The 15423-nt window shown below is 44.6% G+C and carries 12 protein-coding genes; 1 reads left to right on the forward strand and 11 read right to left on the reverse strand.

What is annotated here, in order from left to right; translation table 11 throughout:
* Positions 1-181 precede the first annotated feature (181 nt).
* The 8 genes from pnpS to FFM77_RS05465 all read right to left on the reverse strand — a co-directional run bounded on the left by pnpS (position 182) and on the right by FFM77_RS05465 (position 10189).
* The gene (gene pnpS, locus FFM77_RS05430; protein ID WP_137634743.1) at positions 182-1576 is read right to left on the reverse strand and encodes a two-component system histidine kinase PnpS; all 1395 of its coding nucleotides are present in this window, start codon (positions 1574-1576) and stop codon (positions 182-184) included.
* Positions 1569-2291 carry a response regulator transcription factor gene (locus FFM77_RS05435; RefSeq protein WP_137634744.1) on the reverse strand — a complete coding sequence of 241 codons (723 nt, stop codon included), beginning with the start codon at positions 2289-2291 and terminating at the stop codon, positions 1569-1571. The genes pnpS and FFM77_RS05435 overlap by 8 nt, the downstream gene beginning before the upstream one ends.
* A 5-nt stretch (positions 2292-2296) precedes the next feature.
* A complete protein-coding gene (locus FFM77_RS05440; protein ID WP_137634745.1) occupies positions 2297-3472 on the reverse strand; it encodes a PDZ domain-containing protein in 1176 nt (391 codons plus the stop codon).
* A 202-nt stretch (positions 3473-3674) separates the two neighbouring features.
* A protein-coding gene (gene prfB, locus FFM77_RS05445) for a peptide chain release factor 2 (protein WP_137634746.1) occupies positions 3675-4791 on the reverse strand; the annotation gives its coding sequence in 2 pieces (ribosomal slippage) (positions 3675-4718 and positions 4720-4791; 1116 coding nt in all).
* A 96-nt stretch (positions 4792-4887) separates the two neighbouring features.
* Positions 4888-7251, reverse strand: a complete 2364-nt coding sequence (secA, locus tag FFM77_RS05450) for a preprotein translocase subunit SecA (protein ID WP_137634747.1) — start codon at positions 7249-7251, stop codon at positions 4888-4890.
* A 257-nt stretch (positions 7252-7508) separates the two neighbouring features.
* Positions 7509-8075 (reverse strand): ribosome hibernation-promoting factor, HPF/YfiA family, encoded by a 567-nt coding sequence (gene hpf / locus FFM77_RS05455; protein WP_137634748.1) that lies wholly within the window; start codon positions 8073-8075, stop codon positions 7509-7511.
* A gap of 133 nt (positions 8076-8208) precedes the next feature.
* A complete protein-coding gene (locus tag FFM77_RS05460) occupies positions 8209-8874 on the reverse strand; it encodes a ComF family protein (protein WP_137634749.1) in 666 nt (221 codons plus the stop codon).
* Positions 8837-10189 carry an ATP-dependent helicase ComFA gene (locus FFM77_RS05465; RefSeq protein ID WP_137634750.1) on the reverse strand — a complete coding sequence of 451 codons (1353 nt, stop codon included), beginning with the start codon at positions 10187-10189 and terminating at the stop codon, positions 8837-8839. Before FFM77_RS05465 ends, FFM77_RS05460 begins: the two co-directional genes overlap by 38 nt.
* A 65-nt stretch (positions 10190-10254) precedes the next feature.
* Between FFM77_RS05465 and FFM77_RS05470 the strand changes: the two genes are divergently transcribed.
* Positions 10255-10893 carry a YigZ family protein gene (locus FFM77_RS05470; protein ID WP_137634751.1) on the forward strand — a complete coding sequence of 213 codons (639 nt, stop codon included), beginning with the start codon at positions 10255-10257 and terminating at the stop codon, positions 10891-10893.
* A gap of 99 nt (positions 10894-10992) precedes the next feature.
* Here the strand turns inward: FFM77_RS05470 and FFM77_RS05475 are convergent, their stop codons facing one another.
* The 3 genes from FFM77_RS05475 to FFM77_RS05485 all read right to left on the reverse strand — a co-directional run bounded on the left by FFM77_RS05475 (position 10993) and on the right by FFM77_RS05485 (position 15304).
* Positions 10993-11895: a phosphate ABC transporter substrate-binding protein PstS family protein gene (locus FFM77_RS05475; RefSeq protein WP_137634752.1), complete on the reverse strand. Its 903-nt coding sequence runs from the start codon at positions 11893-11895 to the stop codon at positions 10993-10995.
* A 312-nt stretch (positions 11896-12207) separates the two neighbouring features.
* Entirely contained in the window at positions 12208-13305 is a 1098-nt protein-coding gene (locus FFM77_RS05480; RefSeq protein ID WP_137634753.1) for a glycosyltransferase family 4 protein, read from the reverse strand.
* Positions 13306-13468: 163 nt separating this feature from the next.
* Positions 13469-15304, reverse strand: coding sequence for an APC family permease (locus FFM77_RS05485; RefSeq protein WP_137634754.1), 1836 nt, complete (start codon positions 15302-15304; stop codon positions 13469-13471).
* Positions 15305-15423: the final 119 nt, after the last annotated feature.

The raw sequence follows: 15423 nt of genomic DNA on the forward strand, positions 1-15423 counted from the left end.
GCCCGTTTCATTGCTCATTCTCGCAGTCACACAGTACTAGTTAGCCGCGATCACTGACAATGAGTGGCTTACCAGCCTAATCCACCCCACTCAAACAAGTAACCCTAACAGGCTTTACAAAAAAAGCGATTGAGCCGACTACTAACTAAAGTTAATAATCGGCTCAATCGCTAAATCTAACTTATTCACTTGGTTTTAACGGCAGTGTGACGATCATCGTTGTCCCCACACCACGTTGACTAGTCACTGCAATCTGACCCTGCATGGCTGTCACTAGCTCTTTGACAATTGCCAGGCCCAACCCAGTACCGCTGACAACTTGTTGTGAACGTGATGGACTCGCTCGATAAAAGCGTTCAAAAATTCGTTGTTGATCATCAGCACTGATACCAACTCCATTATCACGTACGCGTAAATACCAATGCTCAAGATCAGCCGTTGCACTGATAGTTACTCGACCATTCGGACGATTATATTTAATCGCATTCGACAACAAATTCTTCACGACCTGGCTGAGCTTTTGGACATCCGCCACCACTTGAATCGCTGGATCAATATCTGTAACGACCGTCAAATGTTGATGATCAATCGTTTGCTGCATTAACGTCTTTTCTTGATCAATTAGTGGTTTAAGCTTAACGGTCTGCACACTTAAATTAGTTGTGCTCTGCGCTCGAATGCGTGAGAGCGAGAGGACGTCTTGAATTAAATCAATCAATCGCTGACTCTCATCTGAAATGATTTGTAAAAACTGTGTTAAGGTCGCCGGATCATCCTTGGCCCCATCAAGTAAAGTCTCCGTAAAGCCAGCAATCGCCGTAATTGGGGTTTTCAATTCATGACTAGCATTACTAACAAAGTCGTCTTGCATCTGTTCAATCATATAAACTTCTGTAATGTCATACAGCATTAAGACAATCTGAAAATTTGCTCGGCTATTTTGAATATACACCGTGGTGGCTTCGACCACTTGGGTATTCGGTGCCGGTGTCAATGTAATCGTGGCCCGCTGATTATGCTGCGTTGTGATGGTGTCTTCAATCACTTTGGTCAACGCATACAACTGAATATCCTTGGTATACAAGTGAGCAACCGCATTAATCGACTGTTGCAACAAATCACTCATCGCCGGATTCGATAGTTGCACTTGTCGGTGATGGTCAATCACCATCACGCCGACTGGCAAATAACGCATAATCATCATTAATTCTTTTTCTTGCAATTCAGCTCGCCGAGTTTGATTCCGTTGATACGACTCAAGCTGATTAACTGCTTGTGACAAGCTGTAAAGTGGATCGCTCTGTGGCAACAAAATGTGTGGTGGAAACTGCTGACTGCTCATTTGTCGTAGCTTAGCTTCCATCCGGTCAATGGTTTTCTGGCGTTCCTTTTGTTGCAACCAAACAACCCCAGCTTCAATTGTCGCTAACACCAACCACGCCAAAATTAGCGCTCCCACCAGCGCAGCCGACCACTTAATCGGCGAAAAGCGCTGTAAGACCACTAATCCTAGAACTAAAATTAAACCATTCTCCAAAGCCAGCAAACGCACCGTTTGCTGCCACTGATTATGCATGCTCATCACCTACAAATTCATAACCAAAGCCACGAACCGTTCGGATGTACGTTGGTTCTTTCGGATCAAGTTCAATCTTTTCACGTAAATGTGAAATATGAATATCAACAATGCGCGTCTCACTCGCGTAATCGTAACCCCAAACGTGGTTTAAAATGGCATCACGGCTGAGAACTCGGCCTTCCCGTTCAACAAAGTAAACCAGCAGTTCAAATTCCTTAGGCGTTAAACTGATATTCTCGCCATTACGGGTCACTCGATATTTATTTTGATCAATTCGCAGATTGCCAACAACGGTGATTGCCCGGTTAGTTGGTGGTGTGGCAACGGGCGTCACTGGTTCGGCACTAGGTGACACCCGCCGCATAACCGCTTTAATTCGTGCCAAAACTTCCCGTGGTGAAAACGGTTTGGTAATATAGTCATCAGCACCTAATTCCAAACCAAAGACCTTATCAAACTCATCATTTTTCGCCGTCACAATAATAATTGGCGTGTGAATTTTTTCTTGTCGTAATCGCTTGGTGACTTCCATACCATCTAATTTTGGCAACATTAAATCTAATAAAATACAAGTAAAGGTCCCGTGTAATGCCAAATCCAGCGCAACTTCCCCATCCGTTGCGGTGGTAACCTCATAGCCAGCTTGCTTTAAGTTATACGATAATAACGTTACGATGGCCGGTTCATCGTCAACTACCAAAATCTTATTCATGGTCGTTAATCCTCCTGATCAGTGAATAACACAATCCCTAACTCATGTGGTGCGCCACTATAAATGGCTGTTTCAGTAATAATCAATTCCTGCTGCCGGTTACGAACCTTTAAATGAACGTAAGTCGGACTTTTTAATAAGGCCGCATAGAACTGAGCCTCCGTATGCACCGGTTGCCGGTTACATTCTAAGATCACATCGCCAATCTTCAAGTTTAGTTTATCAGCCGGCGTCTGTGGGCGCAAACCAATCACCCGCACACCTTGATCTGTATCTGAATACCAGAACTGCTGATGGCGATCATGATAACGATGTTGGGCTAATAAAAGCCAAGTTGCGACAACTAGTAAACACACTAATCCAATCAACCATTGCGGGCTTAACGCTGTTAATTGGGCAATTAACGCACTCACTAGACTAACCGTCGCTAAGATCCAGTAACCGATTGCTAAGCGCCGCCAAGCCAAACGTGGCAATTGCTTATAAACTTGGACACTGGCACCAATTAGTAAGGGCAGCAACAAAACCGAGTACGTTTGTTGGCCCACTTGAAAGACCGGCCACCAACTAAGCGTGGCATGAATCCAATCACCTGGCACTAAAACGCCCATTGGTATGACCACCAACTGATGCCACCGATAGCGCACAATCCGCTTTCCCCGTTGATCAGGCCGAACTTGTGGTGAATTCAACTGCGTATTCGACCGTGTTAATAACCAGGCAGTCCCTGCCAATAAGACGGCTAACAAAACAAGACCGTTGATGATGACCCGACTACTAAGATTCGTTGTTAACACGCCATGCGCTTGTAGTTGAGCAGCAATGCGAGTGACATGGGGATTAAAGCCCCAATAGATCACCCAACTCAGCCCAAACACCGTTACTGGAACAAGTCCAAAAGGCACAATCACTAAACTAATGACCGCTAACAACTCATAAATCACAACCCAGACTGGTGACACAAAAATCCCTAAGACTAACCCAATCACCGTGGCAATGACCCCCAGTAACAGACCGTCAGTCACAAAATGACGACTCTCCAGGTACCGAGCATCAATGGCACTGCGAAAGTGATCCCGTTCATAATTAACGCGTTGCCGCGCGGATAAGATACTGCGAATCAGCCCAAGCCAGACCAATGGTTGTAAAATGAATAATTCCAATACTTTCAATAGCTGCATGCGTGTTACTCCTCACGTTAAACTCTGAAATTAGTATAGCATTTTTACTGGTTCAGACCAATGCTGTTTATTGCGGCACAGCCTTGATATAAATACATTAATACTCAATTCATTATACGGCTTATGTCGAAAAAAATACTAAGTTGACTGGGTGATTGCTAAGTCAACTTAGTATTTAAAAGAACGCACCACATTAAAATTCCTACTGTGGATTCTGTTGTGCTAACTTCCATTGTAAATAAGCATCCATGAACGGATCTAAATCCCCATCCATGACAGCTTGACCGTCATGGGTTTCATAATTCGTTCGGTGATCCTTAACCATCGTATATGGATGAAAAACGTAGGACCGAATCTGTGACCCCCAACCGATATCGAGTTGCTCACCTTGAATTGCTGCCCGTTGTTTGGCCTTTTCAGCCTCTTCACGTTCATACAATTTGGCTCGCAACATGTTCAACGCCGTCTGTCGGTTTTGCAATTGTGACCGTTGAGCCTGACTGGCAACGACAATCCCCGTTGGAAGATGGGTGATTCGAACTGCTGAAGACGTCTTATTGACATGTTGCCCACCAGCACCACTGGCCCGATAAACGTCAACCTTCAAATCATCTGGTCGAATCTCAATATCCACCGTATCATCCAATTCGGGCATCACATCGACACTGGCAAATGATGTATGGCGCCGACCAGCTGCATCAAATGGTGAAATTCGAACCAACCGATGAACCCCTTTTTCAGAGCGCAAATAACCATATGCATTGTGACCACTAATCAATAATGTGACACTCTTAATCCCGGCCTCATCACCAGCTTGATAATCAACAGTTTCGGCTTTAAAATTGTGACTTGCCGCCCAGCGCGTATACATCCGTAACAGCATGGCACCCCAGTCTTGGGATTCGGTGCCACCCGCACCAGGATGAATTTCCAGGATCGCATTATTACGATCATACGGCCCATCTAGCAACAGATTTAACCGATATTGTTGTAAAGCTTGTTGTGCCGTTTTAAAGTTCGTCTCAAACTCCGCTTGCATCTCAGCATCTGGTTCTTCACTCAATAGTTCATAGGCCACAGCCAAATCATCGACCGCACTGGCTAATTGTTGATAGGCATCAAACTTGTTTTTTAGTGCATTATTGTCATCAATGACCTTTTGCGCCGTTGCTTGATCATCCCAAAAACCTGGTTCAGCCATCCGAGCTTCATTTTCTTGGATACTTTCATTCAAAGCATCTAAGTCAAAGCGACCCCCTAAAGTCGCTGACAGCACTTTGCATCTCTTCGATTAAATGTTTATATTCACTTAATTCCACAAAGAACCCTTCTTTCAACTTATTAATTTATTTATTTTGCAAAAAACGCAGTTGGTCGCATCAATCGCCCAACTACGTTTTTAATCGCTTGTTTAATTACCGTTGGATATTCTGACGAATCTCAGACTTCATAAAGAGTCGAGTCGTATCATAATCGATATCGGCAACCATTTCTTCAAACATCCGGTACCCATCACGTTGGTATTCAACCAATGGATTTAACTGGCCATAGCCCCGTAATCCGATTGATTGCCGTAATTGATCCATCGCATCGATATGATCAGTCCAATGTGAATCGACCACTCGTAAAACAACGACTTTTTCAAATTCCAACATTTGATTATCATCATAAAGTTGTTTAGCCTTGGCGTCATAAACGTCAGCCACGCGACCCATCAAGTAAGCTTCAATTTCGGCCTGTGATTTATTTTCTAAGTCGGCAACTTTAATTGAATCTTCATTGACCATCGCTGCTTGGGCAAAGTCAACAATTGCCGCAAGATCCCAATCTTTTTGATCCCCTTGCGTATGCAATTGCACCGTGCGTTCAACGGTCCGTTTGATCATCGGCATAATGACTGGCTTCAACGTCTTTTCTTCCATAATGACTTGTTGACGTTCGCCATAGATAACTTCCCGTTGGGCCCGCATGACATCATCGTATTGTAAGACGTTCTTCCGTGAGTCGTAGTTATTCCCTTCGACCCGCTTTTGAGCGCCTTCAACTTGCCGCGTAATCATCCGTGATTGAATGACTGCATCATCATCTTCAACTTGCATCCGACTCAAGAAGTTCTTAATCCGTTCAGAACCGAACCGTAACATCAAGTCATCTTCAAGTGACAAGTAGAATTGTGACATACCAGGATCACCCTGGCGCCCAGAACGGCCCCGTAACTGGTTATCAATCCGGCGAGATTCATGACGTTCAGTCCCAATAACGGCTAAACCACCGAGTTCACGAACACCAGGTCCTAATTTAATATCGGTCCCACGACCAGCCATGTTGGTGGCAATCGTAACCGCACCGCGTTGACCAGCATTAGCCACAATGTCGGCTTCTTTGGCATGGTTCTTCGCGTTCAAGACCACGTGTGGGATTCCAGCATCGTCTAACCGTTGTGACAAGTATTCAGATGTTTCAACCGCGACAGTCCCGATTAACATTGGTTGCCCTTTTTCATGCAATCCAGTGATTTCTTTAACGACCGCATTAAACTTACTCCGTAATGTCGGGTACAACAAATCTGGCCGATCATCACGAATCATTGGACGGTTAGTTGGCACCGTAATGACTTCCATATTGTAAATTTCACGGAATTCTTCTTGTTCCGTTTTAGCCGTCCCAGTCATCCCAGATAACTTCTTATACATCCGGAATAAGTTTTGGTACGTGATGTTCGCCATGGTCTTGGTTTCTTCTTGAATCTCGACGTGTTCTTTCGCTTCAATCGCTTGATGCAACCCATCTGAGAATCGCCGACCATCCATAATCCGCCCAGTAAAGGAATCAACGATCAAGGCTTGGCCGTCAGAAATCACGTAATCCTTATCTTTGAGCATGATATAGTTTGCTCGCAACGCTTCATCCAAATAATGATTTAAAGCAGTGTTATCAGTGTCATATAAGTTATCCAAGCCAAAGTACTTTTCAGCCTTCCGAATCCCTTCGTCCAGCAAAGCAACCGTCTTAGATTCCAAATCAACTTTGTAATCTTCTTCTTTAGTCAACGTCTTGGCAAACCGATCGGCCCGTTTATACATCCCGGTTGTCCCTTCGGATTGGCCAGAAATGATTAATGGGGTCCGCGCTTCATCAATTAAAATCGAGTCAACTTCATCAATAATCGCAAAGTTTAATGGTCGTTGTACCATATCTTCTCGATAAACAACCATGTTATCCCGTAAGTAATCGAACCCAATTTCCCCGTTAGTTGAGTAGGTGATGTCGGCGTTATAAGCTTCCCGTTTTTCTTCCGGTGACTTATTGGCGCCATTAATCCCGACACTCATGCCTAACCAGTTATAGAGTTCACCCATTTCAGTCGCATCACGCGCTGATAAGTATTCGTTAACGGTAACCACGTGGACCCCTTTACCTGAAATCGCATTCAGATAGACTGGCATAGTGGCGGTCAAGGTCTTCCCTTCACCAGTTTTCATTTCGGCGATATCGCCTTGGTGTAACACGATCCCACCTAGAATTTGGACATGAAAGGGATACAAGCCCAATACACGCTTAGCGCCTTCACGGGCGACAGCGAAGGCTTCTGGTAGCAAATCATCAAGGGATTCGCCTTCCTTATATCGTTCACGAAATTCTGGTGTCTTGGCTTGCAAGTCGGCGTCGCTTAGCTTAGCGTATTCATCCGCATAAGCTTCGACTTTATTCGCAGTCTTATCCAGACGCCGAATAATGCGCTTGTCGCTTTCAACCCAGCGTTTTAAAATGTTGGCCATTTACTTATCCTCTCCAAATAATAATTCTTAACTATCGATTAATTAGCATATTTTGAAATAAAATATCAACTGTCATTTTACCATTTTTCGGGCCTAATGAAAACCGCGCAATCCGAATGAAACCGATATCTAACGCTGAATTAACAAAATAAATTCCGAATTAGCCGTTAAAAACGTAAGCGTTTAACTGACTCGACTAAATTCAGCCGAAAAAAAAGGACCAGTCAATGACTAGTCCCTTTGATTACGCGTTGAGATTAATGATTGTCACCAGTTTCGATCAAACCATAACGACCATCGTTACGCCGATAAACAATATTGATGGCGTCCGTTTCAGCATCTTCATAGATAAAGAAGTCGTGCCCGAGCATATCCATCTGTAAGATAGCTTCTTCGTTATCCATTGGCTTCAATGAAACCCGCTTCGTACGTACAACATCTAGCTTATCGTCCTGATCGTTTTCAGCAGCGGCAACCGTTTCGTCAGTCGCTGCAAAGTCAATCGCCTTGTAGCCTTTTTCGCGCGACTTACGGTTGACCTTGGTTTTATACTTACGGATTTGGCGTTCGAGCTTGTCGGTTACCAAATCAACGCTCGCATACATATCAGGAGAAGTTTCTTCTGCCCGGAGAACTAAATAGGGAAGTGGAATCGTTACTTCGACTTTAGCAGTCTTGTCTGGATGAATCTTTAAGTTGACATGGGCAATTGAGTCAACGTCATTCCCAAAGAATTTTTGTAACTTACCCACCCGTTTTTGAACATAGTCACGAATGGCTTGAGTCACTTCGATATTTTCACCGCGAATATTAAAATTTAGCATAGATCTTCTCTCCCTTCACACACATTACTGTGTACCCAAAGTAATCAAAGGACCACTCTTTCATTACTTTGCTTAAATTCATTATAATAGAAAGCGCTATAATAAACAATCCAAATGCGACCTTTCCTAACAATTAACGCGCTAAAGTCAGCCCTGTAACTGAATTGGCACCGTTTTCCAGCATTAGATTGGCCGCATGGCGCATCGTTCGTCCCGTCGTATAGACATCATCAACAAGTACGATCCGTTGTCCACTCAAATCAACACCAGGTGCAAGTCCAAACGGCTGCTTGGTTGCTAGGCGTGCCTGCCGGTCTTTTTGCGACTGGGCAACCGTTTTAGCAACAGTTAGGACCCCATCATTAATTCCCGTATCGAGCCAGCCCGTCACTTGATTAAAGCCCCGCGTCGCCATTGTGGCAGTCGTTACTGGAATCGTCACGACTTGATCAGCCGTTAGTTGTTGTAGCCGCTGTTGCACGATCGTTTGAAAAACCGCTCGCAAACGATAGTCACCTTGAAACTTATAGTGTTGAAAATAAGCTTGCATGGCCTCATTATACGTAAATAATGCGACATTCTGAAAATCAGGTTGGGCTGCCCAGCGCTGACAATCCCGACAAACTTGCCAATGTGGTTGTGCCCGACCACATTGCGGGCAAGCTGTGGCCAATATAATCGGCTGAAATTGCTGCCAACAGGCGGTACAAACAACCGGTTGCGCCACTGGTTGCCAGCTCAATAACCAAGGTAAAGTCAACTTAGTCGTTAGCGGTCGTTGGCACAGTAGACAAGTCATCTCGTAATCGCCGTCCTTTCCGATTGACTAGTTTAATCTGACGTTGGGCTTGTTTAATCGCTCGGGTATAACTGCCACTAACAAAGCGCACCAAGCCAGTTGGTCGCTGTTGACTGCGCCCCACCCGGCCGGCAATTTGAACCAACGCCGCCGTTGAAAATACCGGATCATCTGCGCCTAATACTAAAACGTCGATTCCAGGGAAAGTCACGCCGCGTTCCAAAATCGTCGTCGTAATTAAGTATTGCACTTGCTCCTGCCGCATTTGTTGTACTTTAGCTAAACGGTCTGGATCAGCCGAATAGACTGTTTGTCCCGACATCGTTGGAAACTGGCGTTGAATAGCGGCTTGCACCACTGTCAGTTGATCAATCCGCGGCACAAAAATAAGAAAACGTTGACCGCTAGTCGCATAGGCCCCTAACCACCGCCTTAATTTGGCTGGCAAGCGACCCTTGGCAATGGCTGACCACCATTTAGGTAATAAGGTAACTTGAATCGTCGGCAATAAGTGCTGATGAAATCGTAACGGCAAGTAACTCAACTTTAATTGTCCCCGCCGCGTTTGCCGTAACAAGGCGTCACTAGGCGTGGCAGTTAGATATAACACGGCCCCATGTGGTTTCACCGCGTGATCAACGGCATAATAAAGTTGTTGATTGGCCGCAAACGGAAAGGCATCCACCTCATCTATGACTAGTACATCAAAGGCTGCTCGAAAACGTAACAACTGATGCGTTGTGCAAACGGTCAATTGTCGATAGGCATAAGCTGCTGTTTGCCGACCATGTAGCACTGCTACCGTGGTATCTGCAAATGCGGCCTGCAGTCGTGGTGCCAGTTCTAAACACACATCCACTCGTGGCGACGCGACCGCCACTCGCCAGCCTTGCTGTAACGCCCAAGCTAAACCTGGAAACAACATCTCAGTCTTCCCCGCACCCGTGACGGCCCATAATAAATGTCGTTCATGGGCAGCAAAAGCACGCTGTAAATCGGCGGCACAGACAGCTTGCGCCGACGTTAGGTGCCCCGTCCAAGTTAACTTGGGGCGTTGCGGAAACTCATTAGGTTCCGGAATGTGATAAAGTGGAGTTAAGCTACTAACACGGCCCAAATTCAAACATTGATAACAGTAGAACTGCTTTTGCGGCAATTGTGCCGTTCGATGATCAAGCGTGCTGCCGCAGCGTTGACATTGAATCTGAGACGCGGTAATCGTTAGCCCCGCCCGTGATTGAACATCGGCCGGTAACGTTGCCAGTTCAGCCGCCGTTAACAATAACTGTCGTCCATATAAATCCTTAGGTTGCATATTTGCACCTCCTAACAGTAACTACGTCATTAACTTTGATTTTAATTAAAAGGAGTTTCTAGCCAATGTCCAAGCCCTATTACACCATTGCAACGGACGCCGTTGCAGAACAAACGATCAAAAAATCACGTTTCATTGTCCATTTATATCGCATTACTGATGAACCGATGGCCCAAGCAAAACTTGCCGCAGCCTGCGCGGCAGACCCTAAGGCCACACACCATTGCTTTGCTTATATGCTCGGCACTGACGACCACATCCAGCGCATGAGTGATGATGGTGAGCCATCAGGTACAGCCGGTGTACCGATCCTAGAGGCACTTAAATTAAATGAGCTCCATGACGTCTTAGCTGTGGTGACCCGTTATTTTGGTGGCATTAAACTTGGCGCTGGCGGTCTCATTCGGGCATACAACAGCACGCCTGTCTTAGGCATCCAAGCAGTTGGTAAAGTCCAGCGCTGCTTGCAAACTAAACTCGCCATCACCCTAGATTATAAAAACGTGGATACCTTAAATTACTACTTGAACCAGCAGCAGCTCACCACCTTAACGACTGACTACGGGGTCCAAGTCACGATTGTCATTGCGGTCAATGCCACCGACAGCGCTACCACCCAGACGGCCATTACCAATCTGTTGAGTGGTCAAGTTAGCTTTGATGATCAAGGCCAACAATTTACCGAAATTCCCGTTGCTGATTAAAATAGCCAGTTGCTCAAATTGACAACAAAAAAACAGCGTTTCAGAAATTTAGCATTTCTGAAACGCTGTTTTAGTTAGGGCTTAACCCCGTTTAATGATTTATTTTAAAGTGGTAATTTTACCAGATAATCCACGGTCAACTTTCATTGACGTCAATGGAATGTAACCTAATTTTTTAACTAATGACCCTTGGACTGATTTAGACGTCATGTAAGTCAAGAAGTCAGCCAGTTCACCTTTAGGTTGGCCCTTAGTATACATATGTTCATATGCCCAGATTTTCCACTTATTAGTGGCAACATTAGCTTCAGTTGGTTTAACATTGTCGATTGATAATTCTTGCAAGTTAGACTTTACATAAGAGAATGCTAAGTAACTAATTGCACCTGGCGTTGTAGAAACAATCTTTTGAACAGTCCCATTAGAATCTTGTTCTTGGCTTGTCGCAACTTTAGCATTGTTTAAGCCCCACTTTTCAAAGGTTGCTCGGGTCCCACTACCTTGTGCTCGGTTAACAACAGTGATTTTCTCACTCTTACCACCAACTTCTTTCCAATTAGTGATCTTACCTTGGAAAATCTTCACTAACTGGGCTTTAGAAACATTAGTCACTCCGGCATCTTTATTGACAACCGGTGCCATTCCAACAACAGCGACCTTGTGATCAACTAGACCCTTTGTGTCCAAACCAGATTGTTCTTGTGCAAACAAATCGGAGTTACCAATATTGACCGATCCTTTAGCAACTTGGCTCAAACCAGCACCGGAACCACCACCTTGGACGTTGATCGTCACATTGGCATGTTCATTTTGATACTCTTGGCCAGCTTGTTCAACTAGCGGTTGTAACGCGGTCGAACCTGTCGCTACAATTTTAGTGGTCTTGGCTTTGTCACTACTACTGCTAGTACTCTTAGTGCTAGTAGCGGAACTACTTCCACAACCGGCTAATAAGACGGTCATCGTCACGGCCAGCGCCCCAAATGTCACTGCTTTTTTCATAATAGAAACTCCCCTTCTCCGTTTTACTATCATAATGAGAACAATCAACGCCACTCGAACAAAGAACGCAAGTCTGGGTAGGAAGTGCGATGTCGTGATGCGAGCGTGCACACGCTTTGCTGGTTAGTGACATTGACTGCTGTTGGAACACTCTTAATACTACCGGTCGTTTGTAAATTCAAAATGACGTTTTTGTAAATAACTTGTATAGTTTTGGTAAAGGCCATCCAAATAAACTTTAAGAAAACAGTCCGATTAAAAAAAGCCTGTCCACGATCACTCGTAAACAGACTTGTAACAATTAATTGGTCTTTAATGACTACTTTTAGACGTAAACCGTGCCACAGTTCGCTTGATCCAATTTAAAAGTGGTTGACGATGATCCCCAGCTAAGCCAATCGCTTCCACGAAAAGTTCCAAGCCAAACAACAGGCCAATCGTCAGTAAGATTGAGCCACCGATTGAAGAAATGGGATATAGCAAAGAAATAAACGAGAATATCAACGCAATCCCATAGATCACCATGACCGTTTGACGATGGGTCAGTCCGAGTTGCATCAACCGATGATGCAAGTGATGCTTATCGGCTTGCGAGATTGGCTTCTTATTCAAGATCCGCCGAATCATGGCATAAACCGTATCCGTAATTGGGACCCCTAAAATCATGACTGGAATCCCGACTGAGATCAAGGTGACATTTTTCAACCCGAATAACGAGAAGACCGCCGTCATGAATCCAATAAATAATGAACCGGTATCTCCTAAATAAATTCGCGCTGGGAAAAAGTTATACGGCAAGAAGCCCAACATCGCGGCTACCAACGTAAAGATCATCAGTGAGACAAAGGTATTGGCATTTAAGAAAAACAGGCCAATCACCCCAGTCGTGCTCAACGCAATAATCGAAACCCCCGTTGCTAAGCCGTCCAACCCATCAATTAGATTAATCGCATTCGTGATGGCTAAAATCCACAATAATGTAATCGGCAAGCTCAACCAGTGAAAATGGATCAATCCAACAAATGGGAAGGTAAAAGTCGTCATCCGAATGCCACCGATAAAGTAAACCTCTAACGCTGCCAACGTAATTCCCAACATCTTCTGTCGGGGTTTTAATTCATAAATATCATCAATAATACCAGTCGCTAAAATAATCAGCTCGCCGCCTAATAAAGCAAAGAAAATCCGCGTTGGAAATTGATGCATCAGATAAAGCATCGTTGATCCCAACGTATACGCGATAAAGATCGCTAGTCCACCCATTGTGGGCATCGGTACTTTATTAACACGACGTAAATTAGGTTTATCAACCGCCCCAATTTTAAACGCCAGCTTGCGCACAAACGGCGTTAAAATTGCAGAGAGCATCATTGTCGCCATTAGGCAGACTAAGATTTCAAATCTAATCATTTGCGCGAGCCCCTCTTTCGTTAATTACTGATAATTATACAAATGTCCGGCAACCTTGACAACTCGATTCACTAAAACTTAGTAATTCTCCTAGTTTTTAGACCAGTTTAGTCAAAAAAAGAGTCTCAGAAATTCTGAGACTCTCTTTAGTATTAGCAATCAACTACTCTTTAAGATGATAGTTGTAAGTTGATACAATAATATTTTCACGTGAATTTAACACGGCCCGTAACCGTAGACTCGTTTGGTTATGCAAAATATTTTGCCAAGGTTTCTTCGGCACAAATTGTGGCACCAAGACTGTCGTCGAGAAGTTGCGTTCAGCCGCACGTTTGGCAATCACATCACAGAATCGTAAGGTTGGCGTTGCAATTGACCGATAAGATGAATGAATATCCACAAAGCGCACATCTGGGAACGTCGACTTGAATTCCGCCGCCGTCTTATGTTCTTTTTCAGGATTTTCATCAAACGACACATGCATGGCGATCACGTAGTCCCCGATTGACCGGGCGTAGTTAACCGCCGCAGTAGTGACACGAGTAACATTTGAAACTAAAACAATCACTGTTGCTCCGTCATAATCATGCAGTTCGGCTTTTTCTTTGGCCACAACCCGTAACTGTGCAGCCACACGATTGTAGTGCACGTGAACCCGATAAAACATGTACAGTAAGACTGGCATCACGATTAAGTAAGGCCAAACATTGCCGAAATGTAACATGAATAAAACGACAACTAAAAATAGTGAAATCAACGCGCCTAATAAGTTAACCGCAGCTTTCATCCACCACCAGCTGCCACGTTCTCGCAACCAATGCACGATCATCCCAGATTGCGATAACGTAAACGGCACAAAGACCCCAACAGCATATAATGGAATCAACAACGTCGTTTTACCATGGAAGATGATAATTAACGCAATTGCCCCCACGGCCAACGAAATAATCCCGTTAGAATAACCTAAGCGGTCGCCACGATCCATATAAGCATGTGGCAAAAATTTATCTTTAGCCAAGTTATAAGCCAAGATTGGAAACGCTGAAAATCCAGTGTTGGCTGCTACAGCCAAAATTAACGCCGTCGATAATTGTAAGAGATAGTAGAATAAGCCATGCCCGAAAACGGCCGATGCGATTTGTGACAAGACCGTATTATCCGCTTGTGGTCGAATCCCTAAATAGTAACTCAAGTAAGTAATACCGCCGAAAAAGGCTGCTAAGACCAGTGACATCAATGCTAAGGTATTGGCCGCATTCTTACGCTTAGGCCGCTTAAAGTTTGGTACTGCATTACTAATGGCTTCGACCCCGGTCAGTGAAGATGACCCAGACGAGAACGCCCGGAAGAAGAGTAACAAGGTCATCCCTTTAACCGGTGCGCCAATAGCTGCCGAGGCATGGTAAGTTAAGTTACCACTCGCAATGTTCACAACGCCCCATAAAACCATTCCAATAATCATGACAATAAAGAAATAGACTGGTAGCGTTAAGAAGGACGCTGATTCACGCATTCCCCGTAAATTAAGCGCCATCACCGCAATAACAATTAGAATGGCAATTAAAACTTGATAATTAACTAACGCCGGAATAGCTGACGTAATCGCTTCAGTCCCAGAAGTGACTGAAACGGCGACCGTCAACATATAATCAACTAGTAGAGACCCCCCGGCCACTAATCCAGCCGGCCGCCCCCAATTGGTGCTGGCAACCACATAAGCCCCACCACCAGATGGATACGCGCGAATAATTTGTCGATAAGACATCGTAATCGCGAATAACAAGACCAAAACGAACGCAGCCACGTATAATTGATACATCAAGGCTGCAGCTGAAAGGGTGATCAACACCGTTGTAATCTGTTCAGTCCCATAAGCCACTGACGACAGCGCATCTGAAGAGAGTAGCGCCAGTGCCTTGAACTTGGTCAGTGCTTGGCCACCCTCATCCATGGTTTTTAACGGTTTCCCGATCAGCAACCGTTTTAAATAACGCCACATGCTAATAACTCCTTTATTCACAAAATAATTATTCCCAAGTAAGTGCTAAGTCAAAGTTGATTTTACTACTTTAAATTCGTAAATACTACACGTTTGACCGGAACTCACTAATTTTTTAA

Origin of the sequence: Lactiplantibacillus songbeiensis (assembly GCF_005405125.1) — a bacterium.
GTDB lineage: Bacteria > Bacillota > Bacilli > Lactobacillales > Lactobacillaceae > Lactiplantibacillus > Lactiplantibacillus songbeiensis.